Here is a 26,248-nt window from a genome sequence, read left to right as displayed (position 1 = left end):
GCGACTGACATGACGACGCCTGAACACCCATACGCGCCCGCCACCGGCGACGGCGGCCCGTTCGACGCCGACGGCCTGCGGCTGACGCTGGACGAGGCCGGCATCTGCGGCTGGGCCCTCGACATCCCGACCGGGCGCGTCACGATCCTCCCGTCCTGCATCCGCCTGTTCGGCGTGCCGCCGGACCGTCTCACCACCCTGGACGAGATCCAAGCGCGCGTTCACCCGGACGACCGCGCCGCCCGGGCGGCGGCGATCGGGCACGCGCTGACGGACGGCGGAAGCTACGAGATCGACTTCCGCGCCGTGCATCCCGATGGACGCGTTCAATGGTTGCGCTCGCGCGGGCGCGTGCAGGTCGATGCCGGCGGCCGGCCGTGCCGGCACCGGGGCGTGGTCTTCAGCATCCACGCGCAGAAGCAGGCCGACGAGGAGTTGCGGGCGCGCGAGGCGCACCTGCGCTCGATCCTCGACACGGTCCCCGATGCGATGATCGTCATCGACGAGCAGGCGCAGATCAAGTCGTTCAGCGCGGCCGCCGTGCGCCAGTTCGGCTACGGCTCGGACGAGATGGTCGGGCGGAACGTCAGCGTGCTGATGCCGGAGCCGTACCGCAGCCAACACGACGCCTACATGGCCCGCTACCTCCGGACGGGCGAGCGCCGGATCATCGGCATCGGCCGCGTCGTGGTCGGCCAGCGCAAGGACGGCTCCACCTTCCCCATGGAGCTGTCGGTCGGGGAGATGCGCTCGGGCGGCGAGCGCTACTTCACGGGCTTCATCCGGGACCTCACCGAGCGGAACGAGACCGAGACGCGCCTGCAGGAGCTGCAGTCCGAGCTGGTGCACATGTCGCGCTTCACCGCCCTCGGCGAGATGGCCTCGACCCTGGCCCACGAGATCAACCAGCCCCTGACGGCGATCGCGAGCTACCTGAAGGGCTGCCGCCGCCTCCTCGGGCGCATGGAGGGTCCCGAGGTGCCCCTGCTCGCCGACGCGGTGAATCAAGCGGCCGACCAGGCCCTGAGAGCCGGGCAGGTGATCCGGCACCTGCGGGATTTCGTGTCGCGCGGCGAGAGCGAGCGCCACATCGAGGGATTGCCGAAGCTGATTGAGGAAGCGAGCGCCCTGGCCCTCGTCGGCGCCAAGGAGAAGGGCGTGCGCGTCCGCTTCGATCTCGACCCGGACGCGCCCCTCGTGATGGCGGTCCGGATCCAGGTGCAGCAGGTCCTGCTCAACCTCATCCGCAACGCGATCGAGGCCATGCAGGACGTCGCCCGGCGCGACCTGACCGTCGCCACGCGGGCGCTGCCCGCCGAGGGCCTGGTCGAGGTGCGCGTGTCGGATACCGGGACCGGCATCGCGCCCGAGATCGCCGAGCAGCTCTTCCAGCCCTTCGTGACGACGAAGGCGAACGGCATGGGCGTCGGCCTGTCGATCTGCCGGACGATCGTCGAGGCCCACGGCGGCAAGATCCAGGCCGGACCCGGTCCGGACGGCGGGACGACCTTCCGCTTCACCCTGCGCACCTTCGACCGCGAGGAGATGGCTCATGTCGAGTGACGCGCCCGTGCACATCGTGGACGACGATCTCGCGGTGCGTCAGGCGCTGGCCTTCCTGCTGGCGACCGACGGGCTGACCGTCCGCGTCCACGATTCCGCGACCGCCTTCTTGGCGGCAGAATCCGAGCGCGTCGGCTGCGTCGTCACCGACGTGCGCATGCCCGGCATCGACGGCGTTGAGCTCCTGCACCGCCTCCGTCAGCGGGGTAGCCTGCCGCCGGTCATCGTCATGACGGGCCACGCGGACGTCGCCCTCGCGGTCGCGGCCATGAAGGCCGGCGCGGTCGACTTCATCGAGAAGCCGTTCGACGACGAGGTGCTCCTCGCCAGCATCCGCTCGGCCCTGGCGCGCTCGGACCGGACGGCCAAGCGCGCGTCCGAGCGCGACGCGGTGCGGGCGCGCCTGGCCGAACTGACCGAGCGCGAGCGGCAGGTGCTGGAGGGACTGATCGCCGGCAAGGCCAACAAGGTGATCGGCCTCGATCTCGGCATCAGCCCGCGGACGGTGGAGATCTACCGGGCGAACGTCATGTCCAAGCTCCAGGCCGGCAGCCTTTCCGAACTCGTCCGCATGGCCCTGATCGCGGGGCAGACGGACGGCGACTGAGCGCGGGAGCGGTCCCGCGGGCGGCCGGTCTCTCGGGCGCCCCGGGCGCAGCATCCGGGGGCGGTGGTCCGAGCCGGAATCCGCGTCGACGCCGTCTAGGTCGTGGCCAGCATTCCTTCCCCGAGGAAGGAGCCGGGCCCCGGCACGCCGGGCAGAGCGAAGAAATAGCCGCCGCCGATCGGGCGGATGTACTCTTCGAGCCCCTCGCCGGACAGACGGTTCTGCACGGTGACGAATCCGGCGGCGAGGTCGGCCTGGTAGCAGACGAACAGCAGGCCCATGTCGAGCTGGCCGGCGGCGGTCAGCCCGCGGGAATAGTTGTAGCTGCGGCGCAGGATCAAACTGCCCTCGGTGCCCGGCAGGCGCGGATTGGCGAGACGGATATGGGCCGCCAGCGAGATCGCCTCGCCGTCCGGGTCGGCGGCGTAGTCGGGGACGTCGCGCTCGTGTCCCTGCCGGAGCGGCGCGCCGCTGCCCTTGTGCCGCCCGATGATGGCCTCCTGCTCGCCGAGCGGCGTGCGGTCCCAGCGCTCGACGAGGGTGCGGATGATCCGCACGACCTGGTAGCTTCCGCCCGTCGTCCAGGCCGGCTCGTCCTGCCCCGCTCCGACCCAGACGTAACGGTCCATCATCCGGAGGTCCCGCACGTCGAGGTTGGCGGTGCCGTCCTTGAAGCCGAGCATGTTGCGCACGGTGTCGGCCCCCATGGTCTTCACCACGTGGGGCGGGAGGAAGCCCTCCATCTTCCAGCGCGGCGTGAGGAGGCCGGGCGTCGCCTTGATGACGTCGCGCAGGGCGTGGATGTTGGTCTCGGCGGTGTTCGAGCAGAACTGGATCAGCAGGTCGCCGTGGCACTGCGCCGGGTCGAGGGCGTCGTTGGGGAAGCGCTCCATCGGCCCGAGATGGCGCGGGCGGGCGCGACCCAGGCCGAACCGGTAGTCGAACAGGCTCGCGCCGACCGAGACGGTGGCGGTGAGATTGTCCGGGAGGATGGTCGGCCCGAGGATGCCGGAATTGCGCGGCGGGAGCTGCGGGTGAAGATCGGGCACGGCACCGCCGCGCGTCAGGAAAGCGAGGCGCTCGGTGAGCGTCCGGAACAGGCGGGGCAGCTCGCCGCGCCGCTCGGCCAGCACGTCGAAGGCGACGTACAGGGCGGCGGCCGGCTGCGGGGTGACGATCCCGGCCTGGTGGGGGCCGTAGAAGGGCTGGGCGACGAGCGTCCCTTCCGTGGCGATGGTCGGCGTCGCGTCCTCGGCCCGGGCGGGCCCGAGGAGCGCGGCGGCGCCGAGGCCGCCGAGAAACCGGCGGCGGGTGGGAACCGGTGAAAGGAAGCGCATCGTCGCTCGGCAAAATCTGGTCGCGCTGCCGCCTTTAGCCACGAAGAGAGGCCACAGCGCGGCACCTCGGCAATGATATCAGTCTAGACCGAGCCGGCCACGCAGCGTCGACAGATCTTCAGCCAGAAGGGTGATGGGCCCCTTCAGGGCGTTGCGGTCCCGGGCGGTAAGGTTGTCGTAGCTCTGGAAGCCGCCGTCCGGACTGCGGTAGCGCGCGAGCAGGTCCTCGACCCGCTTGTAGCTGCGCTCGACCCGGGCCACGAAGTCCCGGTCCGTCAGCAGCGGCCGCAGGAGCGTGAACACCACCTTCGAGCCCTCGATATTGGCCTGGAAGTCCCACAGGTCGGTGCGGCTGTAGCGCTCCTCCTCGCCGCTGATCTTGGTGGCGGCGATCCCCTCGATCAGGGCCGAGGCCGCCCCGACCGCCCGGGCGGGCGGGATGGCGAGCGCCGCGAGTCGGTCGCGCAGGGTCACGGTCTCGGCGGTGAGCCGCTCCGCGACCTCGCCGAGCCCCTCCGTGGTGCCGAGGGTGAACAGCGCCATCTCCAGCCGATGGAAGCCGACGAAGGCGGGATCGCGCTCGCGCAGCTCGAACTCGTCGCTGCGCACGTCGAGACGCTTGATCAGCTCGGGAAACAGGGCCGCCACCGGCTCGATACGCTCGTAGGGCGCGCGCGCCGGGGCGTAGAGCCGGCGCGCCTCCGCGAGCTGCCCGGCCTGGATCGCCGCGACGAAGCGCGCGGTCTCGCGCACGAAGGCGTCGGCCTGGGCCACGACGTAGGTCCTGTAGGCCGCGAGGGCCGCGGCCAGCTCCGGCGGCACCGGCCGGGACGGCCGGGCGGGACGCGGGCTGTCCGGCATGTCGAGGGACCAGCCCGGGCGGGGATCGCCGACGCCGATCAGCGTCGCCAGAGCGAGGGCCGCGATGCGGGATCGGTCCCGGGCGAGGCTTGGAGACGCGGGCATGGGCGGCGGCGCATCGTGACACGGGGCGCGGCCCGAGCCGGCCGCATCGACCGGCTAATCGAGGCCTCACCGGCGGGCAACTGCCGACCGCGGCGGCGGTTCGCGGCGGGCCCTGGTCGACCGGCCTTCCGGCGGCCTCGCGGAGCATGATCGCGGCGCGCTCAGACGAGGAGCGGGATCACGATCGCGAGCAGGACATTCCCGCCGACGAGCAGGATCAGAGGAAGCGTCTCCATACCGGTCAGCCCAGGCAGGACCGGGCGCGGATCCCGGCCATCGCGGGCTTGACCGGGCAGGCGGGCGCGTCCGCGGCGTAGCTCCGGGTGCCGGCCGGCTGCCCGGTGACGGCCTGCGAGAGCGCCGGCAGGTAGGTCGTGCCGACCATGATGCCGGCCGAGAGCAGGAGGCGGGCGATGACGTCGAGCATGGTGTTTCCCCTCATTCGGCCTTCGAGGACCGTTGTGCGGGGCGGTATCTACGCAAGCGGTGCTGCGGGAATATTGCGTCCCGTGTTGCTTCAGCGCTCTCGGGAAGTCATCGCGCCGATGGCACAATAACGGACTGTGTCGTCGCGGAATCAGCGATGGATCGGGGAGCGGGACGGGTGACGGGGCGCGGGACACGGTGCGCGGCGCGATGATCCGCGGGTTGGGGAGGTCCGGGATCGCGCGCCGCGTCCTCGTGGTCGGCGCGATCCCGATTCTCGTCGCGGCCGCCATCGCGCTGGGCGCCTGGATCCTGCTCTACGAGGCCGAGCGGGCCCGGACCGGCGCCGTGGTGGCGACGGAGACCGCACAGACGCTGACGTCGATGAACCGGGCGCGGGCGGATGCCGTCAGCGGCGGCACCGCGCGGCGGGACGAGGCCGAGCGTCGCTTCGACGAGCGGGCCGCCACGGCGGCCGGGCAGCTCGAACGCCTGGAGGGTCTCGCGCGCACGCGCGGCCAGTCGGCTCTCGTGGCGACCGTCACGGGCGATCTGAACTCGCAGGTGACGCGCATGCGCTCGCTCCTGCTCTCCGAGCGGACCGCGAACGCGACGATCGCCGATATGGCCCGGCGGGCGGACGCCCTGGTGGCCCTGACCGACGTTGCGCGCCGGCGCCAGCAGCAGGACAACGCTCAGCTGATCGCCGTCCTGGCCGTCAAGGATGCCGAGCTGGAGCGGAACCAGGGCGTCGTCACGGCTCTCCGGGAGCTCCGGGAGGCGATCAGCACCGCGGAGCTGAACCGGGCGCGCATCGGTCGCCCGGTCTTCCCGATCGAGTTCGATGAGCTCGCCGCCGACCTTCGGCAGCTCGATGCGGTGGGCGACCGGCTACGCCGCGTCCTGCGGGTCGACGGCGAGGCGGGGGCGGCGGACCGGGCGACAAAGCTCCTGAAGGCGTACCGCGACCGGAGCCGGACCGAGGACGGCCTCAACAGGGTGCTCTCCGAGGGCTTCGAGCTGACCCGCGCGACCCAGGCCGGCCGCGTCCTGGTCGAGTGGTGCGACCAGCTCGTCCAAGTGAACGTCACCCGGCAGAACCGGCTGTACGAGGAGGTCGCGCTCCTGATCCGTCACTCGGTCCTCTCGAACGAGGCCGAGCTCTCCGCCCAGGACATCGCCCTCACGGCCCTGCGCCTGGCCCGGCGGACGGATGCGGCCCTGGCGCGCCGGGATACTGCGGAAGCGTCGCGGGTGCTGGAGGCGGGCGCGGAGCTGTCGGGCACGTCCCGGACGCTGCTCATCCCGGTGAGCATCCGGGACGAGATGGCGGAGGCGATCGACGGGTGGCGCACGCAGCTCGCCGCGACGATCGGGAAGATCGGCGAGCAGAACGAGACCATCGCCGACATGGACAGCCGCGCCGCCACGATGAGCGCCAACGCGCAGACCTTGAGCCGGGCCTTCATCGACGATGCCGACCAGTTCGGCAGCGTGATCCGGCAGTTGCTGGTCGTGGGGGCGGTCGGCGCCCTGTGCCTGGGGATCGGCGCCGCCGCCGCGGTGGCGCGCTCGATCACCCGGCCGCTGCACGCGCTCCAGCACAGCATCGTCACCGCCGCCGCCGCGCCCGCCCCCGAGGATATCGGCCGCGACAGTCACCTGCTCACCCGACGCGACGAACTCGGCGACATCGCCAGGGCGACCAACGCGTTCCTGGAGCAGATCCGCCGCCGCGAAGCGGACCGGCGCAACGCCTCCCAGCGCGCCGACGACGCGCTCACGACCCTGCGGCAGGCCCAGGAGGACCTGATCCGCGCCGAACGGCTCGCCTCGCTCGGGCAGCTCGTGGCGGGCGTCTCGCACGAGATCAGCACCCCGCTCGGCATCGCCCTGACCACGGCGACGCAGGTCCAGTCCGACTCGGCGGCGTTCGCGCGCATGGTCGGGGACAACCAGCTCTCCCGGTCGCGGCTGACCCAGTATGCCGGGCGGATGCGGGAGGGCGCGCAGCTCCTGACCAGCAACCTGATGCGCGCGGCCGATCTCCTCTACAGCTTCAAGCAGGTGGCGGCCGATCAGGCCATCGAGGACCGCCGCCCGCTGAACCTCGCGGACTGGATCGACGAGCTCCTGAAGAGCCTGCGCGCCCTGGCGCGGCCGGGCCGCCACGTCTTCGAGGTCGACTGCCCGCCCGATCTCGTCGTCGACACCCTGCCGGGGATCCTGGCGCAGGTCGTCTCGAACGCCGTCAAGAACGCGATCGAGCACGGCTTCCAGGATCGGGAGGGCGGCCGCATCACCATCACGGGGATCCGGTCCGGGGACGGCATCGGCCTCTCCATCGCCGATGACGGGCGCGGCATCGACGGGGCCGACCTCGGCCGCGTGTTCGACCCGTTCTTCACGACGGCCCGCGCCCGCGGCGGCACGGGCCTGGGCCTGCACATCGTCCACAACCTCGTGGTGAACCGCCTCCAGGGGCGGGTCGAACTGCAGAGCAGCGCGGGTGCCGGCACGGTGCTGCGGCTGTGGCTACCGGAGCGGCTGGCATGAGCGGCGCGACGCAACCCATCCGGCGCGGCGTCGGCCGCTCGAGGCTGCCGAGCGCCGGCCTGCTCATGACGCTGCTCGTCGGGCTATTCGTCGGGCTGCCCGCCGCGCTGCGCCCGCTGCCCGCCGCGGCCCTCACCGAGATCCAGTTCTGGCACGCCCTGGACGGGCCGAACGGCGAGCTGGTGACCCGCCTCGCCGACACCTTCAACGCCTCCCAGCCGGACTACCGGGTCGTGCCGGTCTACAAGGGCTCCTACGCCGAGACGATCAGCAGCGGCATCACGGCCTACCGCACCGGCGCGGCGCCGCACCTGCTGCAGGTCTTCGAGGTCGGCAACGGCACCATGGCGGCCGCCGTCGGCGCCGTCAGATCCGTCGCCACCGTGATGCGGGAGGCCGGGCTCTCGGTGACGCCCGAGGACTTCCTGCCGGTCGTCGCCACCAACTATCGGGATGCCGAGGGCGGGATGCTGTCGCTCCCCTTCAACGTCTCCTCGACGGTGATGTGGATCAACCGCGACCGGTTCCGTCTGGCGGGACTCGACGCCAAGCAGCCCCCGGCGACTTGGCCCGAGGTCTTCGAGGCCGCGCGGCGGCTCAAGGCGGCGGACGGCAAGCGGTGCGCCCTGTCCTCCGCCTGGCCGACCTGGGTGCATCTCGAGCAGCTGTCCGTCTGGCACGACCGGCCGCTCGCGACCCGTTCCAACGGCCTGGACGGCTACGATGCCGAACTCGTCTTCAACGGCCCGCTCCAGGTCCGCCACCTGCAGAACCTCGTCGACCTGAAGCGCGCGGGCGTGTTCGAGTACAACGACCGCGTCAATCGCGGCGAGAGCCGGTTCGTCTCGGGCGACTGCGCGATCTTCCTCACCTCGTCCAGCCTGTACGGCAAGGTCGCCACCGCCGCCCGGTTCGACTGGACGGTCGTGCCCATGCCCTTCTATCCCGACGTCGTGCCGGAGCCGCAGAACGCGATCCTGGGCGGCGGCTCGCTCTACGTGATGCAGGGCAAGACAGCGGACGAGTACCGCGGCGTCGCCCGGTTCCTGGCCTTCCTGATGGACGGGCGGCAGCAGGCCGCGATGTACCGGAACACTGGCTACATCCCCACCACGCGCGCCGCCTACGACGACGCGGTGGCGGAGGGCTTCTTCGAGCGGCACCCGCAGCTCCACGTCGCCGTGCAGGAACTCACCCGGCGGCCGCCGACACGCAACACCGCCGGTCTGCGTCTGGGCAACATGCTGCAGATCCGGGACATCTGGGCCGAGGAACTGGAGGCGGCGCTCGACGGCGCGAAGGCGCCGCAGCGGGCCCTCGACGACGCCGTGGCGCGGGGCAATCAGGTGCTGCGGGTCTTCCAGCAGCGGACCAAGAAGTGAGCGTGGCGGGCGGTCGGCCCACACCGTCATCGCGAGCGCCGCGAAGCGACCCAGGGATGCGCGCCGTGAGTGAACGTGGCGCTGCTGGATTGCTTCGCTCCGCTCGCGAGGACGGTGCTGTCGTTGCCGTCAGCGCGGGTCGCGGAACCGTACCGTCTCGAACAGGTGGCGGCCGAGGGGATCCATCGTCAGGCCGAGCACGTCGTCGCGGAGCGCCAGATGCACCTTGGTGTGGGCCAGGGGCACCCAGGGCATCGCGCGCCGGGCGATGGCCTGAGCCTGCCGGTACAGAGCCTGGCGCGCTTCCCGGTCGCCGGTTCGGCGGGCGGCCTCGACCAGCCGGTCGTAGGCCGGGTCGCACCAGCGGGCGAGGTTGGCGCCGCCGGTCTGGGCGGCCTTGCAGCCGAGCAGGACGTTCAGGAAGTTGTCCGGGTCGCCGTTGTCGCTCGTCCAGCCGTAGAGCATCAGCGTGGGCTCTCCGCCGTACAGGGCGGCGCGGTACGCGTTCCAGGGACGCGTGACCGGGCGCGCGCGGATGCCCACCTGCGCGAGGTCGGCCTGGATCATGTCGGCGACGCGCCGGCCATTCGGGTTGTAGGGTCGGCTGACTGGCGGATACCACAGATCCACGTCGAAGCCGTCGGCGAGCCCGGCCTCGGCCAGCAGGCGCAGCGCCTCGCCGCGATCGAAGGGGGTGTCCGGCAGGTCCGCGTCGTGGGCCCAGATCCCGGGCGGCAGCGGCCCCTGCGCCAGGATCCCGGCGTCGCCGTAGACGCCCGCCACGATCGCCCGCCGGTCGATGGCGAGGTTGACCGCGCGCCGCACCCGGACGTCGCCGAAGGGCGCGCGGGTCGTGTTGAGGGCGAGATAGGCGACGTTCAGCTCGGCCAGCGCGAGCAGCGTCAGGCCCGGCTCCGCCCGGATCGCGTCGAGGTCGCCGGTCGCCGGGAACGCCATGGCGTGGCACTCGCCGGCCCGCAGCTTGTTCAGCCGGACCGCCGCGTTCGGCGTGATCGCGAAGACAAGACCGTCGGGGCGCTCGCCCGGCTCGTTCCCGTCCGCGGCGCGGCGCCAGTAATCCGGGAAGGCGCGGTAGCGGAGGACCTGATCCGGCCGGTACCCCTCGAAGACGAACGGGCCCGTCCCGATGGGCGCCCGGGCGAGGTCGTCCGACGCGTTGCCGGCCGCGAGGGCGGCCGCGTACTCGAGGGACAGGATGGCGCCGAAGGCCTGCGCGATGTTGGCGAGGAAGGTGGTGTCGGCCTCGCGCAACCGGAAGCGGACGTGGCGCGGATCCGGGGCGTCGACGGTCTCGATCAGGTCGGCGAGGCCGAGATCGTGGAAGTAGGTGAAGCCCTGCGCGGCGCCGTCGGGCCCGGAGCGCCGCTGCCGGGTGAACGAGAACACCACGTCGTCGGCGTTCAGGGCGCGCGTGGGGGTGAAGCGCGCGTTGGCGTGGAAGCGGACGCCGTCCCGCAGAGCGAAGACGTAGGTCCGGCCGTCTTCCGAGACCGTCCAGGATTCGGCGAGGGCCGGGCGGATCGTCGTGGTGCCGGGCACGAACTCCACGAGCGTATTGTAGACCTGCCACGCGGCGTTCATCGTGGTGGTGGTCGTGGCGCGGGCGGGATCGAAGGTTTCCGGGCTGCCTTCCGAGCAGAACACGAAGGTGCGCGCCGATGCCGGGCCGTGCCCCAGGAGCACCGCCGAGATGAAGCCGGCCGCCAGGGCGCGCTGGCCGGCGCGGTATGCCGCGGCCGGCCTCACGGCGTCCGGATCGCGCCGGTCCGCGGCCGGGCGGCCGCTCCAGCACCCTGGGCGGGAAAGTCGACCTGCACGACGGTCCCCTGGCCGGGCTCGCTGCTGACCGCGATGCGGCCGCCGAGCTTGGCGGTCACGAGATTGTGGACGATGTGCATGCCGAGCCCCGTGCTGCCGGCGCTGCGGGCCGTCGTGAAGAACGGGTCGAAGATCCGGTCGAGGTGCTCCGGCGGGATGCCCTGACCGGTGTCGCGGACCTCCATCCGCACGAGGCCGCCCTCCCGCTCCGACACATCCACGGTGATCCGGCCCGGCTCGCCCGCCCGGAACCCGTGCACGACCGCGTTCGCGATGAGGTTGGTCACGATCTGCGCGAGCACGCCGGGATTGGTGTCGATGACGAGGTCCGCGGGGCAGGCGCGCTCCACCGTATGGCCGCCCTTGCGCAGCATCGGCCTGAGGCTCGCCAGCAGGTCGTCGAGCCAGGTCGCCAGCACGACGCTGCGGCTCTCGTCGCTGACGCGGTCCACCGCGACCTGCTTGAAGCCCTGGACGAGGTCGGCGGCCCGGGTGAGATTCGTGCAGAGCAGGGTGGCGCCCTCCTCGACCCGGTCGACGAAGTGGTTCAGCCGGGACCGCGACAGCGTGCCGGCAGACAGGCCGGTGCGGAAGGCCCGCGCCTCGTCGCTCATGAGCGTCCCGGTGGTGAGCGCGATGCCCAGCGGCGTGTTGATCTCGTGGGCGACCCCGGCCACGAGCTGCCCGAGGGAGGCGAGCTTCTCGGCCCGGACGAGGTTGTCCTGGGTCCGGCGCAGCTCGACCAGGGCGACGTCCGCCTGATCCTTGGCCCGGCGCAGCGCGCCTTCCCGGCGGGTGATCTCGGAGACGAACACCGCGGTGGCGCGGGCGATGTCGCCGAGCTCGTCCCGGCGCGCCGTGCCCCGCACGGCCGCCCCCGCCGGGTTACCGGTCAGCATGACCATGTCGCCCTGGAGGGCGCGCAACGGCACCAGGATCGAGCGGGCGACGAGGATCACGACCAGCGCGCCGAACAGCAGGAGCCCGGCCGCGCCGGCGAGCAGGATCCGCTGGATGACGATGCCGGACCGGTCGGCGTCCTCCACGAAGGCGTCGTTGAGCGCCTTGGCGCTGTCGATCATCGTCGCGGCGAGCCCGTCCATCGCGACGATCATGGCGTTCTGCTGCCGCAGGCCCCCGATGGTGGTGGTGAGGCGCCCGCGCCACCCGTCGAGGGCCTGGACCATCTCGGCCTGGATCAGCGGCGAGATCGGCAGCGAGGCGGCGCTCCGGGCGAGGCGCTCGCCCTCGTCGCGCATCCGCTCGGCGAGGGCCGCGTCCCGGTGCAGGAGGGCGCCCGCGGTGCGCGGCCCCAGCTTGAGGGTGCTGATCGCGACGTTCTGGGTGGCGCGCTCGATCTCGTTGGCCTCCACGGAATAGGCCAGCAGCTGCGCCACCTCGTCGTGCAGGCTCTCCTGGCCGGACGTCTCGATCTTCAAGGTGCGCTCGATCCAGGCGTCGAGCCTCGCGCGGAGGTCCGGCTTCGACCCCGCCGTCTCGGCGGTGAGCGCGTCGAGGGCCTCCGCGTCGGCGTCCCGGCCGTCGGCCCGCAGCGCCGCCGCGAGGTCGCGGCTGGCGGCGCGGAAGAGGCCCTGCGCGCGCGGGCCGTCGCCCTCCGAGACCGCCGCTCCGGCGGGGCCGGCCGCGGGCGCATCGCTCCGGGCCGCGGCCTGGGCGGCGAGCACGGCGCTCTCCGCGCTCCGGGCTCGCAGGGCGTTGAGGCGGGCGACGAGGCCCCGGGCGACCCGCAGCGCCTCGACCTTCTCGGCCGTCGAGCGCGCGAGGTCGGCGTTCGAGGCCTGCTGCCGCAGGCGCGCCCGGTCGGTGAGGTCGATCAGGGTGTCGGCCCGCTGCGTCATCTCGCGGATCAGGCCGTCATTCTCCCGGGTCCGGCGGACGAAGGCGTCCATCTCGCCCCGGTAGCCGGCCAGCGCCCGCTCTACCGAGGCGGTCCGCGCGCGCTGCTCGTCGATGCGGGCGAAGCCGGCGAGCCGGCCGAGGCCGGCCTCGGCCCGTGCCGTCAGGCTGGCGAAGCGCTCGGCGTAGGCGGGCCGGTCCTGCGCGTCCGCGGCGGCGTACTGGTCGCGGACCAGGCGGGCGGTGGCGATGTCGTGGTACACGTCGGCGGCCAGGACCGCGCCGCGCCGGGCGCGCTCCTCCTGCGCCAGGAGGAGCCAGCCGGCCATGGCGATCGCGCCGGCGGCGAGGATCGGCACGCCACCGACCAGGGCGATCTTGGGTCCAACCCGCATCCGCGTCCCGACATAGGGGTCCGGCAGCAACTTAAGGCCGTGCCGGAGAGCGGTGCAATCGGGCGGCGTTCCGGCGACCGGATCACCCGGTGTCCGCGCGCAGTCTTCGGTCGCTGCCGCCCGCTCCGTCATCGCGCGCGCAGCGAAGCGACCCAGGGCTGCGCGCGTCCGGCCGATACGGCGCCGCCGGATCGCTTCGCTGCGCGCGCAGAGACGGCGTCGAAGCCATCCGCCACGGGTGGTCTCAGCGATGTCGGGATCGGGGCGGCCGCGGGTCCGGGCCGGCCAGCACGGCATCCTGCGCGTCACGCGCGCGATCGCGCGGCGCCGGCACGCCGAACCGCTCGGCGCAGGTCGGCAGGCGCCGCGGAGCGCGTTCTCCGCCGTGCAGCATGCGGCGCAGCGCGCCGAGCAGGTCGGGATCTTCGTCGGCACCGGGGTCGTCGCTGAAGTGCGGCATGGCGGTTCGCGCCCCTCATCGACGGCCGGGCGCGGCGTCGACCGCGATGAGCCGGACGCGACGGCCCGCCGGGTCGCCGACCGGGCCGGCACCCGCGCAGGCGCCGGGCGGGTACGGCCAGGCCGCCCCGCCACAGGCGGCGCCGTCACGGGCCGCCGCGGAGGCTTTTGCGCCCCCGCTGGCCTGCATCGGCACCGTGCTGGCCGCTTGGGTCCAGCCGACGAGCGCCAGGACGCAGAGCGTGCCGAAAGCCGCGGCCGACGAGGTACCGATCACGTGTCGCATGGCCCGTCCTCCGGGCACTTGCGGCCCTCGGTCCTGCCACGCTGATAGGGACGCTCCGTACCGCGGATATTGCTTTCAGCCCGATCTGGAGCGTGAATTGTTGCGTCACCCCATCACGACGCAACATTGATCCGGGTCGCATCAGTCTCCCTCGGGGCGGAATATGTATCCGAGGCCCCGCACGGTGCGGATGTAGCGCGGATTGCCGGGGTCCGGCTCGACCTTCTTGCGGATGCGGTTGATCCGTACGTCGATGGCGCGGTCGAACGCGTCCGGGTCGCGGGCGTCCGCGAGGTCGAGCAGGCGCTCGCGCGAGAGCGCCCGCCGCGGATTGTCGGCGAACGCCTTCAGCAGGTCGAATTCCGAGCGGGTGAGCGCCTGCTCCAGACCGGCATCGTCGCTGAGGCGCAGGGCGTCGAGCTCCAGCCATTTCGTGCCGAACCGGATGCGGCGCCCGCTCACGGGAACCGGGGCCGGCGCGGCGGCGGTCGGCGTCTGCACGCGGCGCAGGACCGAGCGCACGCGGGCGACCAGCTCGCGCAACTCGCAGGGCTTGGGCAAGTAATCGTCGGCCCCGAGCTCCAGCCCGACCACGCGGTCGATCGCGCTCGCCGTGGCGGTGAGCATGATGATCGGGATCGCGGTCCGGGCCTTGAGGTCGCGCACGATGGAGAGCCCGTCCTCCTCGGGCATGTTCAGGTCGAGCACGATCAGGTCCGGGCTGTGGCCGGCGAGGTGCTCCCGCAAGGAGCGCCCGCCGTCGCACAGGACCACCGAGAACCCGTGGAGCTTCAGGTAATCCCCGACCATCTCACGGGTCGCCGCCTCGTCGTCCACCACGGCGATCGACGGGATCGCCGCACCGCCGCGGGCGGCGCCGGGGGCGGGGCTGTCTGGTATGGTCATCGCAGCGGTGCGCACTTTCCGGGTTCGCTCTTGAACGAATGCAGGAATCGTATCGGCTCACGGTAGCGTGACAAGTTTTCAACACGATTTCTAGCGTAGTCGTCCGATTGCGAGCAGCATTTCAGGTCATAGCCATGGACGATGACACCCTCACGCTGATCCCTGACGACCTCGACGAGGCGCAGCCGACCGCGGGAGCCTGGGTGATCGCCGTGATCGACGACGATCCGGCCGTGCATGACGGCACGCGCTACGCGCTGGCGAGCTACACCCTCGACGGGCGCGGCCTGGAGATTCTCACCGCCCGTTCGGCCGCGGAGGCGCGGGTGCTGCTCGCCGAGCGCCGCGACGTGGCGGTGGTGCTGCTCGACGTGGTGATGGAGACCGACAATGCCGGGCTGGAGCTGGTGGACTACATCCGGCGCGAGCTCCGGCAGGAGACCGTGCGCATCATCCTGAGGACCGGCCAGCCCGGGCAGGCGCCGGAGCGGCGGATCATCGTCGACTACGACATCAACGACTACAAGGCGAAGACCGAGCTGACCGCCGACAAGCTGTTCACCAGCCTCACCGCGGCCCTGCGCGCCCATCAGCAGCTCAAGCGCCTCGACGAGACCCGGCGCGGGCTCGAGATCATCATCGACGCCGCGCCGATGCTCCTCGATCACAAGTCGATGCAGCGCTTGGCGGAGGGTGTCCTCACCCAGGTCGCCTCGCTCCTGAACGTCGCCTGCGCCGGCATCTTGGTCCTGCGCGAGACCGCCGCCCCGCAGGAGCGCTTCTGCGTTCTGGCCGGCTCCGGCTGTTACGGCCACTACGCCGGCCGCGAGCCGTGCTGGCCGCTGGAGGAGCGGGTGCAACCCCTCGTCGAACGCGCCTTTGCCGAGCGCCGGCACAGCTTCGGCGAGCACTGGTCGACCCTGTATCTGCACACGGCGAGCGGCAGCGAGATCGTCGCGCTGATCGAGGCCGACCGCCAGTTGTCCGAGACCGACCGGTCGCTCATCGCCCTGTTCACGAGCCGGCTGTCGATCGCCTTCGACAACGTCATCCTCTACGAGCGGCTACAGCTGACCAACGCCGACCTCGAGCGGCGGGTCGTCGAGCGGACCGCCGAGCTGATCCGGGCGAATCGCCGGCTGGACCTGCAGCGCTCGGACCTGCGGCGCGCCAACAGCCTGAAGACCGAGATCCTCGGCACGATCGCGCACGATCTGAAGAACCCGCTGGCGGTCATCCTCGGCCGCGCTGAGATGCTGTCCGACCTGATCGACATGCAGGGCGACCGGGAGCAGATGCGGGCGCAGGTGCAGCACGTGCGCACCAGCGCCAAGGGGCTGACGACCATGATCGACAGCCTCATGGCCGACGCGATGAACGACGCCCTCGACATCAGCCTGCGTCGGGAACCGGTCGACCTCGCGGGCCTCGCCCGGGAGGTCTGCGAGGCCGACCGGCCGCTCGCCGACGCGAAGGACCAGACCCTGGTCTGCGAAGGCCCGGACGAGCTGTTCCTCTGCGGCGACGCCGAGCGCCTGCGCGAGGCCCTCGACAACCTCGTCTCGAACGCCATCAAGTACAGCCCGACGGGCGGGGCGATCACGGTCCGGGTCAGCCGCGAGCCGGGCCCGCGCGGCGCGGAACTGATCTGCGCCGTCGCCGACCACGGGCCCGGCCTCTCGCCGGAGGATTCGGCCCGCGTGTTCGGGCGGTTCCAGCGCCTGTCGGCCAAGCCCACCGGCGGCGAGAATTCGACCGGTCTCGGGCTCTCGATCGTCCGTCGGATCGCCGAGCTTCACGGCGGCCGCGCCACGGCGGAGAGCGCCGGTCCCGGGCTGGGGGCGGTCTTCGCGATCCGCTTCCCGGAAGAATCCGTCGGGCTGATCTGAGGGATCGCCGGGTCAGTCCGTGCCGCCACGCGAGACGTCGCGCAATCCGGCGGCAGAGGAGCTTGACCACAACGCCGCTCCGAGGCGGCCGATCACCGGCCGCGACCGCGAGGGGACGGCCGATGGCGACGCGCAGGATGACGAAACCGCGTCCGGATCCGACCGGCTCGTCGCTTGGTCGATGATCGCGGGTCTCGCACCAACTCTGATCCAGTACGCGCACGGCGTCGCCCTGCCCACGCGCTTCGTCGGACCGGCAGGACGATCCCGACTCCGATCGCGTCGCGAAGGACGCGCGATGCCGCCGGGGAGCCGCTCAAGGCCGCGACGGGTGCGCCTCTGCGTCACCGTCCCCCGGTGACCGGGTCCGGAGATAGGCGATGAGATCCCCCCGATCGAGGGGATCGGGAAGGCCGCGGAAGGTCATGCGCGTGCCGGGCGCCAGCTTCGCCGGGGCGGCGAGCCAGAGGTCCATCCGCTCCGGTGTCCAGACGCCGCCCAGCGCCCGGAGCGCCCCGGTATAGCCGTAGCGCCGGCTGTTGCTGGCGACCGGCTTGCCGAGCACGCCGTAGAGTTCGGGTCCGTTCCGATCGCCCGCCCCCGGGCTGATCGTGTGGCAGGCGGCGCACTGACCGAACAGCCGCCCGCCGCGCTCCGCGTCGGCCACCCGCATGACGTCGTCGAACGTCGGGGTCTCGCCCAGGGCGCGGCGGCGCTCCCGTCCGTCGTCCGAGCAGGCTGACGCGAGCAGTGCCAGCGCCAGTGCCGAGACGCGCGAGGGACGACGCGGGATGCGCGGGCGCGTCCGCCTGAGACACCGGAGCATCGCGTTCCCTTCGCGGTCAGAGGGGTCGGACCGGCACGCGCCGCCTCTGCCGGCTCAGACAACGGTGGAGATCGCGCCGGGCGGGTGCGCCAGCAGCGTCGCGAGCAGGCTGAGGCCGTACCGGAGCGTCTCGGCGTCCGGCGCCGCGCCCAGGGAGACGCGGATCGCTTCCGGGGCGGCCCCGACCGCGAAGGCGTCGCTCGGGACGACCGACACGCCGAGCTGGCGCGCGTGGGCGCCGAACTCGCCGCGACGCCAGGGATCGGGCAGCCGGAGCCACAGATGGTGCCCGCACGGATGCGCCCAGACGTCTAGGTCCCGGAGCGTCTCGCGCGCGACCGCCTGCCTGAGCTCGTTCTCCTGCCGGATCGCCGCGACGATGCCGTCGAGTTCGCCCTCGGCGATCCAGTGCGAGGCGAGCGCGGCCGTGAGGGGCGAGGCCATCATGTTGATCGCGCGCAGCTCGGCCGCCAGCCGCACCGCCTCGTTCGTTCCCGGGACCGCGACGTAGGCGATGCGCAGGCCGGGACTCGCGCATTTGGACAGCGTCGCGATGTGCCACGTGATGTCGCTCGCCTGAGACGCGATGGGAGCCGGCGCGTCGTGGGGCAAGGCGCCGTACGCGTCGTCCTCGATGATGGCGACGCCGTGCGTGCGGGCGATCTCGGCGATCCGCCGACGCCGGATTGCCGGCAGGGTCGCGGTGGTCGGGTTGTCGAGGGTCGGCACGAGGTACAGGGCCCGCGGCCGATCGGATCGGCACCGCTCGAGCAGGGCGTCCGGGTCGAGCCCCTCCGCGTCGCCGACCACAGGCAGGAGGCGGACGCCGCGGCGCTCCGCGGCCATGCGCAGCCCGGGATAGGTGAGCGCCGGGACGCAGAGGGCGTCGCCCGGCTTCAGGACGGCAGCGAGCACGGCGGCGAGCACGACCTGGGCACCACCGGCCACGAGGACGCGCTGCATCGGGAGCGCCCCGAGCCGTTGACCGAGCCAGTGGGCCGCCGCCGCCCGGTCGGCGAGGTTCCCGGCACTGTCCTGGTACTGCATCCGGGCCAGGAAGGTCGACGAACCGGCCAACCGCGACAGACCCGCCTCCAGGCGCTCCGCCAGCCGCGCCGCCTCCGGCTGGGGCGGCATGTTCATGCTGAAATCGACGCTGCCGGACGGATCGGGCCTGCGCATCTCCGCGGCCGGCGAACGGGACGCCCGGACGAAGCTGCCCCGGCCCGCGGTCGCGTCGATCAGGCCCGTTCGGCGCGCCTCGTTGAAGGCGCGCGTGACCGTCGTGAGATCGACGTTGAGGTGCTTCGCCAGGGCGCGCTGCGGCGGAAGGCGCGCTCCCGGCGAGAGCCGGCCGGCCCGGATGTCCTCGGCCAACGCCCGGACGATGGCGAGGTATTTGGGCCCCGTGTCGCCGGCGATTGTCGGGCTCCAGGATTCCATCATTGACCCCTGTAATCCCACCACTGTATGCATACATTGAGCGTGCGGCCAGAGCGCTCAGTGTTCCAAACCGGCCGCGATCCGCCAGAAACCTGTCGGATGGCTCAGTCTCAACCGCGATTGTATGGCTTGATATGCCATACAATCGGCAGGCGCAAGGCCGGTCGATCAGGGATCGGCGCCGGCCTGTTGCTCAGGACCGTCGATGATGCAGAGGACCACCGACCAATCGCTCATGTCCGTCGGCCTGCGCTGCCGCTGCCCGCGCTGCGGGACAGGACGCCTGTTCGACGGCTTCATCACCCTGCGGCCGCGCTGCGAGGCGTGCGGGCTGGACTACGGCTTCGCCGATCCGGCGGACGGGCCCGCCTTCTTCATCATGATGACGATGGCGTTCCCCGTCACCGCTTTCGGGATCTGGCTGGAACTCACCTACGATCCGCCGCTCTGGGTCCACGCCGTGGTGACGCTGCCGCTGCTCCTCCTGGCCTGCGTGCCGATCATCCGGCCGCTGAAGGGGCTCTTCATCGCCAGCCAGTACATCAACAAGGCCGAGGAGGGACGCCTCGCGGTCCCGAAGGCGCCGGTCTCCGGTCCGACGTCGCGGGACTGACCGCGTCGCCGGTGCGTGCGCGCCGCCGCGATGGTCAGGCGGCGGTCGCGGCACGTTGACCGGAAGTCGACCGCCGGGCTAGCCTCGCGGAATCAGAGTATTCCGGGATGTCTCGTGGTCAGAATGTTTCGCCTGATCGTCCCGGCGCCGGGGCTGCGCGACGATAGTGGGACGCGTACACGGGCAGATTTGGCATCTCGGCAGATGCCGATGATCGGGACGCGCGGCCGCACAGGAAAGTCTTCGGTCCGGCCGCGCCTCACGTCACGGGACGGGCTCCGTGAGGCGCCCGCCGCCGGCTCGACGGCGCAGCGCGGGACGGCACCGCGACCGATCGCCCTGTCGCGGCGAGCGGGCCGAACCTGACGGGAGGGGGGTATCGATACCGCGATCGCACGCCTGGAGCGCGCCATCAGCCGCGCGGCCCGCGGCCTCGTCGGGCGTCGCCACGTGGTGGAGCTGGTGCACCTCGCGCTGGTGGCGCGCGAGCATCTCCTTCTGATCGGACCGCCCGGCACCGGCAAGTCGGCCGCGGTGCGGGCCTGCGCCGCCGGGACCGGGGCGCGCTGCTTCGGGTACCTGATCGGGCGCTTCACGGAACCGGCCGAACTGTTCGGCCCGCTGGACCTCGAAGCCCTGCGCGCGGGCAAGCTGCGGCCGGACATCTCCGGCATGCTGCCGGAGGCCGAGTTCGCCTTCCTCGATGAGGTCTTCCTCGGCTCGACCGCGATCCTGAACGCGCTTCTCGGCGTGCTGAACGAGCGCCGCTACCGCCGGGGGCATTTCGACACCGCCGTCCCGCTGCGCTGCTGCGTCGGCGCCAGCAACGCCCTGCCGGAGGATCCCGGTCTCGCGGCCTTCGCCGACCGCTTCCTCGTCACGGCCTTCGTCGATCCCCTGGCCGACACCGACCTGGAGGCCCTGCTCGCCGGCGATCCGGTCGCGTCCGTCGAACCCGGCGACGGGGAGGCGCCGCTGACGCTCGCGGAGATCGACGCCCTCGCCGAGGCCGCCGCGCGGATCGACCTCTCGCCGGTCCGGCCCGCCTACGCGCAGGTGGTGCGCAAGCTGCGCGCCCGCGGCGTGCGGCTGAGCGACCGGCGCGTAGTGCGGGGCCAGTCGCTCGTCGCGGCGGCGGCGCTCATCGCGGGCCGGACGGCTGCGGAGGAGGCCGACTTGTGGCCAATGATCCACCTCGTCCAGGACCGGATCGCGCAGGACGAGGCCCGCGACCTGCTGCGCGTCGAGCTCGGCGCCGCGGCGAGCCCCGTCCTGCCCGCCGCCGCCAAGGCGGCGGGCTACGGTCCGGCCGCACGGGCCGCGGACCTCGCCAAGGAGGGGGAGGCTCTGGCCGCCTCCGCCCCGGACGACCGCACCGCCCCCGCCTTCGAGGCCTGGCTGGTCCGCGCCGAATCCTTCCTCGTGCAGATCGACGCCGCCTTCGGGGCGGAGGAGCGCCCGCGGGCCCTCGCCGCGGCGCGGGACGCGCTGCTGACGCGCTGCCGGGCACCGGTCGCGGGCGTGACCCCGGCGTGATCCCGGATCCGGCGCGTCTTCCCCTGCGGTTGATGCCGGCGGCCGGCGGCTCGCCGGTGGGTCTGCGCCTCACCCGCAGCGACGCGGCCGGTCTCTTGGCGCGGATCGCCCCGCGGATCGGCCGCTACGCCACCCTGCGCCTGGCGCTGGCGGGCGGCGAGGCCGTCCTGTTCGCCCCCGACACAGGCTCGGGCCGGCCGGCGCTGCCCTGGTGCGCGACGCCGCTCGGGTGGCTGGCGGCCGACGGGCCGCTGCTCCTGCCCTTCGGGTGCCGCCTCGCCGTGCCGGCGCCCTGGCGCGCCGAGGTCGCGCGCCGCCTGCTCGACCGGCACGGTCTGGGCGGTCCGGCCCTGCTCGTCCCCGAGGGCGAAACCCTGCGCCTGCTCGACCTCGCCGGTTCGCGCGCCGTGCCGGACATCGATACCGGCCGCCTGGGAGAGGCGGCGTGAGCGCCGCATCGACCGGTCCGCGGACGACCCTTCCGCCGGCGCTGGCATCCTGGACGACGCTCTTCTCCGACATGGCGGAACCGGATCTGCGGATCCTCGCGGCGCTGGTCGAGGCGCTGCGGCCCCTCGTCGAGCGGGCCGACGGCGCGGGCGGGCAACCGCAGGGCGAGATCGACGGGCTGGGGGGCCTCGGAACACGCGGCGGGATCGAGCGCCTCGTCGCCTCGGAGTGGCTCTGGCGCGACCTCGATTCGGACGCCTTCCTGCAGCGCGCGGCCGAGCGCGACCTGCTGACCCTGGAGCCGGTCTACCGTCAGGCGGCGGATGCGGGCGCCGTGCTGGTCGTGGTCGATGCCGGGCCGGAACTTCTCGGCGCCCCCCGCCTCGTGGCCTTCGCGGCGCTGCTCTGCCTGGCCGGTCTCGCCCGGCGGCGCGGCGCGCGCCTGCTCTGGGCCTCGACCGCCACGCCGGAGCGGCGCTGGCTCGGCGCGTTGAAGCGGTCCGACGCCGCGGTCCTTCTCCGCGAGAGCGCCGCCACATCCCTCGACGCGGTCGAACTCGAACGGGTCGTGGCCGAGCCGGTCGCGACCCGCGCGGCCGGGCGGCCCGGCGCCAGCCTCTGGCTCATCGGCGGGTCCGACCTGCCCGAAGCGGCGCGACCGTGCCGGCGGATCACCATCGAGGAGCGGCCGCGTCTCGGGCCGGACGGCCTCGCCGTGGCCGCCGACGTCACCGTGCTGGACGCCACCGGCCCTGTCGCCGCCGCGCGCCTCGACCTCCCGCCGGAGCGCGAGGCGGTGGCGCTGTTGCGCGACCCGTTCCGGCCCCGTCCGGCTCCCGGACGCCCGCCGCCCCGGCGGTCCGCGCCCGACCGGAGCGCGGCGCCTCCGGACTGGGCGCCCCGCGGGCTGGCCTTCGCGCCCTGCGGCGAGCACCTCCTGGTGGCGCGGCCCGACGGCATTCTCATCGTCCCCGTCACCGGCACCTCCGGCGCGCTGCGCCTGCCGGTCGCACCCCACGAGCGCCTCGTGGGCTCGCCGTCGGCCGGTCGCGGATCCGGGCCGCGTGCCTCAACGTCTACGCCGACGACGCGCGCCTGACGCTCCGCAGCTGGACCTTCGACCGCTCGGGCGCCGCTGCGACGCTCGACCGGCGGATCCCGCGGGACCATCCCCTGGTGAGCCCGCGCCTGCCGAAGGCGGTTCTGCCGCCCCTCGGGACGCTGAAACGCCGCAACCGGTCCTGGCTCCTGGCGGCCGACGGCACGGCCTTCCTGGTCTCGGAGACGCGGCTGATCGACTACGCGCCGCTCGCGGGCGAGCTTCCCCTCGCGGTCACGCCCGCCGGTCTGCTGATGCGCGATCGCGCGGATGGGGTGATCGCGCGGCGGCCGTCCGACGGGAAGGTCGTGGCGCGGTTCCCCGGCCGGGCCGGATCGCTGCGGCCGGGCGGCGGCCTCGCCCTCTGCGCGGTGCGCGGGCAGCCCACCCTGGGGATCGAGCAGGCGGGCGGGCACTGGCACGTGGTGAGCGCCGCGGACGGAGCGGTCGCGCACCTCGGGCCGCAGGGCCGGATCATCGGCATCGTGCCCCCGTACGACGGCGTGAGCGCCCAGGCCGTCGAGGGCCCCCTGGCCCTCCATCTCGACCGCGACGAGGCGGGCTCGGCGCGCCTGACGTTCCGGACCCCGGACGGCGCGGCGGCGTGCGATCCCCTGACGCTTCCGGACGCGACCCTCGAGGCGGTGCGCGTCGCCGTCGATGCCGATGCCGTCCCGTGCATCGCGGCCGCGCGGTGCGACGCCGCGGGCTTCGTCGACGCGCTCGCCTTCGGCCAGCTCGACCGCGGATGGTCCCACCTGAGAGATCTCGGCGCGTTCGCGGAAACCGTCCCGTGCCTGGGCGCCTGAGGCCGCCGCCGGTCCCCGATGCCCGGGAGCCGCTCGCGGCCCTGCGCCCGCGCGGCTGGATGCATGCCGGCACGATCCCCCTCGACGGGATCCTGATGGCGCGCGGCTCCGCGGGGCCGGACTGGCGCGCCCGGCTCCTTCCCTGGCTCGAGCACGCCGCGGAGGTGCGATCACGCGGCGATCGCGTGCTCGTGCTGTTCGCCGCGCCCGTCACGCGGGACTGCGCGGCCCTCGGACCGGTCCTGCCGGTCGTGCGCAGTGCCGGGATCCTGACCGCCGTACCCCTCGCCGAGCCGGAGCCGCCCGTCGCCGCGGCCCTGCGGGACCATGTCGTCCACATGACGGGGGGACGCCTCGCCGCCGAGCCGCTGGCGGCCTTCGCTAGTCTCGACATCGCCGGTTGGTGGGATCTCGACGCGATCGCGGTACATCCGGCCGAACGCCTGCCGGTCCTGCGACCGGCGGCGCCGGCGCGCCGCCTCGTCAGCGCCCCCGCCCTCGTCGCCGACGCGGACCCCCTCGCGCCGGTCCGCGACGCCGTGACCCGGCGGCCGCGGCGCCGGACGAAGCACGTCCTCGGCGATCTCGTCACCCGCTTCCGGCGCCTGATCGGCGGCGCGTTGGGGCTCCTCTGGACCGCCTACGTCGTCCTGCTGGCCTCCATCATGGTCGGCGCCATGGTGCTTGGCTTCGCCGAGAACGTCCGGACGACGGCGGAGCACGGGGCCGCCGCGGCCCACTGGGGCAGCCTCGCGCTGCCGGTGCTGGTCCTTCTCGTCATCGCGTGGTTCGCGTTCCGGCGCCGCGGAGCGCGGGCCGGGCGTGAGGGCGCCGCGCCCTCGGCCAGCCAGCCCGCCGGAACCGGCAGCGGACGCACGCCCATCTGGTGCCGGGCGGCGGCGTGGCTCGCGTGGCGCTCGCCCTACGCGGTCCATCTTCGCCGCCTCTATGCCCGGCGGCTCACCGAGGTCGAGCGGCTGTTCGCGGCGGGGCGCGTCGACGAGGCCCTGTACCGGGCGATCGGTCTCGGCGGCGCGGCGCGGCGCGGGAGCGCCTTCGCCGACCTGCCGCTGACCGGGCCCGGGCTGCGCAGGAGCCTCGACCTCGATCTCGGGCCGCAGCGGGCGAGCGGACTGAGCCTCGCGCCCGCGGACGAGATCCGGCTCGCGGCGCTCTACCGCGCGCAGGCCGTGGCGATGGCCGGACGCGGCGACACGGATCGCGCGGCCTTCGTACTCGACAGCCTGGTCGGGAACCCGCACGAGGCGGTGCGCCTCCTCGCGGAATCCGGGCGCCTGGAGACCGCCGCCCGTCTGGCCGAGGCGCGCCGCCTCCCGCCCGCGACGACCGTCCCGCTCTGGTTCCGGGCGGGGCAGACCGAGCGGGCCCTGGCACTCGCCGCCCGCCACGAGGCCCACGCGGAGCTCTGGAAGGAACTCGGGGCCGACGATCCGTTCCGACCGGTCCTGGCCGAGGCCTGGGCCGCGCGCCTCGTCGGGATCGGCGCCCTGGATCGCGCCGCCGCGGTCACCTTCGGCCTGCCGGCTCTGGCCGAGCGGCGACTGGACTGGATCCGGCAAGCCCTCGACGCCGAGACGCCGGTGCCGGCCGCGCCGCTCGCCCGGGCCCTGCGCGCCCTGCCCTGGGAGGGACGGGACGGCGACCGGCTGCACGCCGCCTTCGCGGACCTGGTGAGCGCGACCGGGGCCGAGGCGGCGGCGCGCCGGAGCGCGGTGGCCGCGCTCCTGCTCGACGCGCAGTTCGAGGGCGGTCCGGAGCGGCCGCCGACGCCCGCCTTCGCGCTCCTCTGCCGCGGCCTCGCGCGCCGCCTCGCCGCGGATGACGGCATCCTCGGCCACGATGCGGAGCGCGCCCGGCTCGCCGGGCGCTTCGCGGAAGCCGGTGGACAGGTCGCCCTGCGCCAGCATCTCCGGCAGCTCAGGACGCGCACCGCACCGTCCGCCTCCCGCCTGGCGGGCCCGCTCGTCGTCCCTGACGGCCCGGCGCTCTCCGAGATCGCCGATGCCGCGCTCCTGTCGGGCGGGCGGCTGCTCCTGGGCTACCGCTCCGGGCTCGTGCGCCTCCTCGGCCGCGCCGGCCGCGAGCGCTGGCGGGGACAGGTGGATGGCCTGACGGGCTTCGCGCGTCTCGGCGCGGGCGACCGGGCCCTCGTTCTGCGCGAGACGCTCGACGGCCCCGACGTCCAGCTCTTCGACGCCGGCACCGGACGGCTCCTGCCGCTCGGTCCGCTGCCGATCACGCACTGGCATGGTCAGGCGGACGAGACCGGCTGGCTCGTCTTCGACGGGGAGGCGCTCGTCCGGCTGGACACCGCCTCGCTCCTCGGTCGCGCGGGCGGCGCGCCCGGCTCCGACGGCGCCCTGGCGCACCATTGGCGCCTGCCCATGACCGAACCGGGCCGGCCGCTGCTGCTCGCCGCCTTCGCGGACGCGAGCGCCCTGATCTACGCCCGGCACGACGGCCTGATCGAGTGGTGGAGCCTGTCCTCCCGCACCCTTGCGGTGACGTGCCGGTTCTGGACGCCGCCCGATCGCGGCGTCGGCGTGCTCGGCCTGACCGAGGCCGTCGCTTGGTCCCTCGAGGGGACCGGCGCGCATCCGCACCTGCGGGCGCATCCCCACGCTTTCACGACGGCCTCCCGGGAGCAGGAGCGCGCGTTGATCGAGGCCGCCGCGCGCGCGGAGCCCGCGGACCCGCCGCGCCTAGTCGCGGCGGAGAACGGCCGCCTCTGGGCCGCGACCGCCACCGAGGAGGGGACGCTCTGGGCCAGCGTGCCCGGCGCGAACCGGATCCGCGGACCGGCCGTCCTGTGGCAGGGCAGCGGGAGCCTGCGCGCGCGCTTCGCTCCCGAGGGCGACGCCGCGGCCGTCTTCGACGGGCGGGGTCGCCTGATCGTGTTCGAGACCGTCACCGGACAGGTGATCCTGCGCCTGATCTGACCGGCCGGGCGCACGCACCGCCTTGGGCACGCGACACCATCCGG

At 73.5% G+C, this 26,248-nt stretch carries 21 protein-coding genes; 11 read left to right on the top strand and 10 right to left on the bottom strand.

Going from position 1 to position 26,248, the window contains the following annotated elements; genetic code table 11:
• Positions 1-9 precede the first annotated feature (9 nt).
• Both H288_RS0113670 and fixJ read left to right on the top strand, forming a co-directional pair.
• Positions 10-1,563 (top strand): PAS domain S-box protein, encoded by a 1,554-nt coding sequence (locus H288_RS0113670; protein WP_020093144.1) that lies wholly within the window; start codon positions 10-12, stop codon positions 1,561-1,563.
• Complete coding sequence (gene fixJ / locus H288_RS0113665) at positions 1,553-2,170, top strand: response regulator FixJ (RefSeq protein ID WP_020093143.1); 618 nt, start codon at positions 1,553-1,555, stop codon at positions 2,168-2,170. Before H288_RS0113670 ends, fixJ begins: the two co-directional genes overlap by 11 nt.
• 95 nt (positions 2,171-2,265) lie before the next feature.
• Here fixJ and efeB read toward each other — a convergent pair whose 3' ends face one another.
• The 3 genes from efeB to H288_RS0113650 all read right to left on the bottom strand — a co-directional run bounded on the left by efeB (position 2,266) and on the right by H288_RS0113650 (position 4,900).
• The gene (gene efeB / locus H288_RS0113660; protein WP_020093142.1) at positions 2,266-3,507 is read right to left on the bottom strand and encodes an iron uptake transporter deferrochelatase/peroxidase subunit; all 1,242 of its coding nucleotides are present in this window, start codon (positions 3,505-3,507) and stop codon (positions 2,266-2,268) included.
• Between the two features lie 78 nt (positions 3,508-3,585).
• Positions 3,586-4,473: an iron uptake system protein EfeO gene (gene efeO / locus H288_RS0113655; RefSeq protein ID WP_020093141.1), complete on the bottom strand. Its 888-nt coding sequence runs from the start codon at positions 4,471-4,473 to the stop codon at positions 3,586-3,588.
• A gap of 241 nt (positions 4,474-4,714) precedes the next feature.
• Positions 4,715-4,900, bottom strand: a complete 186-nt coding sequence (locus tag H288_RS0113650; protein WP_020093140.1) for a hypothetical protein — start codon at positions 4,898-4,900, stop codon at positions 4,715-4,717.
• 209 nt (positions 4,901-5,109) lie between these two features.
• Here H288_RS0113650 and H288_RS0113645 point away from each other — a divergent pair, with 209 nt between their 5' ends.
• Together H288_RS0113645 and ugpB are read left to right on the top strand one after the other, a co-directional pair.
• Positions 5,110-7,455: a HAMP domain-containing sensor histidine kinase gene (locus H288_RS0113645; protein WP_026604924.1), complete on the top strand. Its 2,346-nt coding sequence runs from the start codon at positions 5,110-5,112 to the stop codon at positions 7,453-7,455.
• Entirely contained in the window at positions 7,452-8,837 is a 1,386-nt protein-coding gene (ugpB, locus tag H288_RS0113640; RefSeq protein ID WP_020093138.1) for a sn-glycerol-3-phosphate ABC transporter substrate-binding protein UgpB, read from the top strand. The genes H288_RS0113645 and ugpB overlap by 4 nt, the downstream gene beginning before the upstream one ends.
• 129 nt (positions 8,838-8,966) lie before the next feature.
• Here the strand turns inward: ugpB and H288_RS0113635 are convergent, their stop codons facing one another.
• From H288_RS0113635 to H288_RS0113615, 5 genes are all read right to left on the bottom strand, one after another.
• Positions 8,967-10,604, bottom strand: a complete 1,638-nt coding sequence (locus H288_RS0113635; protein ID WP_020093137.1) for an ABC transporter substrate-binding protein — start codon at positions 10,602-10,604, stop codon at positions 8,967-8,969.
• Positions 10,601-12,928, bottom strand: coding sequence for a HAMP domain-containing sensor histidine kinase (locus H288_RS0113630; protein WP_020093136.1), 2,328 nt, complete (start codon positions 12,926-12,928; stop codon positions 10,601-10,603). The genes H288_RS0113635 and H288_RS0113630 overlap by 4 nt, the downstream gene beginning before the upstream one ends.
• A gap of 244 nt (positions 12,929-13,172) precedes the next feature.
• On the bottom strand, positions 13,173-13,388 hold the full coding sequence (locus H288_RS0113625) for a hypothetical protein (RefSeq protein WP_020093135.1): 216 nt from the start codon (positions 13,386-13,388) through the stop codon (positions 13,173-13,175).
• Between the two features lie 15 nt (positions 13,389-13,403).
• The gene (locus H288_RS0113620) at positions 13,404-13,673 is read right to left on the bottom strand and encodes a hypothetical protein (protein WP_020093134.1); all 270 of its coding nucleotides are present in this window, start codon (positions 13,671-13,673) and stop codon (positions 13,404-13,406) included.
• A gap of 141 nt (positions 13,674-13,814) precedes the next feature.
• Positions 13,815-14,579 (bottom strand): response regulator, encoded by a 765-nt coding sequence (locus tag H288_RS0113615; protein ID WP_020093133.1) that lies wholly within the window; start codon positions 14,577-14,579, stop codon positions 13,815-13,817.
• 134 nt (positions 14,580-14,713) lie between these two features.
• On the opposite strand from H288_RS0113615, the gene H288_RS0113610 reads away from it, so the two are divergent.
• A complete protein-coding gene (locus tag H288_RS0113610; protein ID WP_020093132.1) occupies positions 14,714-16,468 on the top strand; it encodes a DUF3369 domain-containing protein in 1,755 nt (584 codons plus the stop codon).
• A 316-nt stretch (positions 16,469-16,784) separates the two neighbouring features.
• Here the strand turns inward: H288_RS0113610 and H288_RS0113605 are convergent, their stop codons facing one another.
• Together H288_RS0113605 and H288_RS0113600 are read right to left on the bottom strand one after the other, a co-directional pair.
• Positions 16,785-17,294, bottom strand: coding sequence for a c-type cytochrome (locus H288_RS0113605; RefSeq protein ID WP_020093131.1), 510 nt, complete (start codon positions 17,292-17,294; stop codon positions 16,785-16,787).
• 54 nt (positions 17,295-17,348) lie between these two features.
• Positions 17,349-18,740 carry a PLP-dependent aminotransferase family protein gene (locus H288_RS0113600; RefSeq protein ID WP_020093130.1) on the bottom strand — a complete coding sequence of 464 codons (1,392 nt, stop codon included), beginning with the start codon at positions 18,738-18,740 and terminating at the stop codon, positions 17,349-17,351.
• Between the two features lie 205 nt (positions 18,741-18,945).
• Here H288_RS0113600 and H288_RS0113595 point away from each other — a divergent pair, with 205 nt between their 5' ends.
• The 6 genes from H288_RS0113595 to H288_RS0113570 all read left to right on the top strand — a co-directional run bounded on the left by H288_RS0113595 (position 18,946) and on the right by H288_RS0113570 (position 26,204).
• Positions 18,946-19,350: a DUF983 domain-containing protein gene (locus H288_RS0113595; RefSeq protein WP_085986796.1), complete on the top strand. Its 405-nt coding sequence runs from the start codon at positions 18,946-18,948 to the stop codon at positions 19,348-19,350.
• A 378-nt stretch (positions 19,351-19,728) separates the two neighbouring features.
• Positions 19,729-20,886 carry an AAA family ATPase gene (locus H288_RS32355; protein ID WP_043712585.1) on the top strand — a complete coding sequence of 386 codons (1,158 nt, stop codon included), beginning with the start codon at positions 19,729-19,731 and terminating at the stop codon, positions 20,884-20,886.
• Positions 20,883-21,335 carry a hypothetical protein gene (locus H288_RS0113585; protein ID WP_158684213.1) on the top strand — a complete coding sequence of 151 codons (453 nt, stop codon included), beginning with the start codon at positions 20,883-20,885 and terminating at the stop codon, positions 21,333-21,335. The genes H288_RS32355 and H288_RS0113585 overlap by 4 nt, the downstream gene beginning before the upstream one ends.
• Positions 21,332-22,435 carry a hypothetical protein gene (locus tag H288_RS0113580; RefSeq protein ID WP_020093126.1) on the top strand — a complete coding sequence of 368 codons (1,104 nt, stop codon included), beginning with the start codon at positions 21,332-21,334 and terminating at the stop codon, positions 22,433-22,435. Before H288_RS0113585 ends, H288_RS0113580 begins: the two co-directional genes overlap by 4 nt.
• Before the next feature lie 77 nt (positions 22,436-22,512).
• Complete coding sequence (locus H288_RS0113575) at positions 22,513-23,244, top strand: hypothetical protein (protein ID WP_020093125.1); 732 nt, start codon at positions 22,513-22,515, stop codon at positions 23,242-23,244.
• Entirely contained in the window at positions 23,229-26,204 is a 2,976-nt protein-coding gene (locus tag H288_RS0113570) for a hypothetical protein (RefSeq protein ID WP_020093124.1), read from the top strand. Before H288_RS0113575 ends, H288_RS0113570 begins: the two co-directional genes overlap by 16 nt.
• The last annotated feature ends 44 nt before the right edge of the window (positions 26,205-26,248 follow it).

The organism is Methylobacterium sp. 285MFTsu5.1, assembly GCF_000383455.1.
In the GTDB taxonomy this organism is placed as follows: domain Bacteria; phylum Pseudomonadota; class Alphaproteobacteria; order Rhizobiales; family Beijerinckiaceae; genus Methylobacterium.
This window is presented reverse-complemented; position numbering and strand designations above follow the sequence as displayed.

What these genes read in the sequence shown, in the direction of transcription:
- H288_RS0113625 (WP_020093135.1), bottom strand. Translation starts at nt 13,388, where the DNA reads ATGCCGCACTTCAGCGACGACCCCGGTGCCGACGAAGATCCCGACCTG.
- H288_RS0113605 (WP_020093131.1), bottom strand. Translation starts at nt 17,294, where the DNA reads ATGCTCCGGTGTCTCAGGCGGACGCGCCCGCGCATCCCGCGTCGTCCC.
- H288_RS0113645 (WP_026604924.1), top strand. Translation starts at nt 5,110, where the DNA reads ATGATCCGCGGGTTGGGGAGGTCCGGGATCGCGCGCCGCGTCCTCGTG.
- H288_RS0113615 (WP_020093133.1), bottom strand. Translation starts at nt 14,579, where the DNA reads ATGACCATACCAGACAGCCCCGCCCCCGGCGCCGCCCGCGGCGGTGCG.
- H288_RS0113600 (WP_020093130.1), bottom strand. Translation starts at nt 18,740, where the DNA reads ATGATGGAATCCTGGAGCCCGACAATCGCCGGCGACACGGGGCCCAAA.
- ugpB (WP_020093138.1), top strand. Translation starts at nt 7,452, where the DNA reads ATGAGCGGCGCGACGCAACCCATCCGGCGCGGCGTCGGCCGCTCGAGG.
- H288_RS0113595 (WP_085986796.1), top strand. Translation starts at nt 18,946, where the DNA reads ATGCAGAGGACCACCGACCAATCGCTCATGTCCGTCGGCCTGCGCTGC.
- H288_RS0113630 (WP_020093136.1), bottom strand. Translation starts at nt 12,928, where the DNA reads ATGCGGGTTGGACCCAAGATCGCCCTGGTCGGTGGCGTGCCGATCCTC.
- H288_RS0113620 (WP_020093134.1), bottom strand. Translation starts at nt 13,673, where the DNA reads ATGCGACACGTGATCGGTACCTCGTCGGCCGCGGCTTTCGGCACGCTC.
- fixJ (WP_020093143.1), top strand. Translation starts at nt 1,553, where the DNA reads ATGTCGAGTGACGCGCCCGTGCACATCGTGGACGACGATCTCGCGGTG.
- H288_RS0113650 (WP_020093140.1), bottom strand. Translation starts at nt 4,900, where the DNA reads ATGCTCGACGTCATCGCCCGCCTCCTGCTCTCGGCCGGCATCATGGTC.
- efeO (WP_020093141.1), bottom strand. Translation starts at nt 4,473, where the DNA reads ATGCCCGCGTCTCCAAGCCTCGCCCGGGACCGATCCCGCATCGCGGCC.
- efeB (WP_020093142.1), bottom strand. Translation starts at nt 3,507, where the DNA reads ATGCGCTTCCTTTCACCGGTTCCCACCCGCCGCCGGTTTCTCGGCGGC.
- H288_RS0113670 (WP_020093144.1), top strand. Translation starts at nt 10, where the DNA reads ATGACGACGCCTGAACACCCATACGCGCCCGCCACCGGCGACGGCGGC.
- H288_RS0113610 (WP_020093132.1), top strand. Translation starts at nt 14,714, where the DNA reads ATGGACGATGACACCCTCACGCTGATCCCTGACGACCTCGACGAGGCG.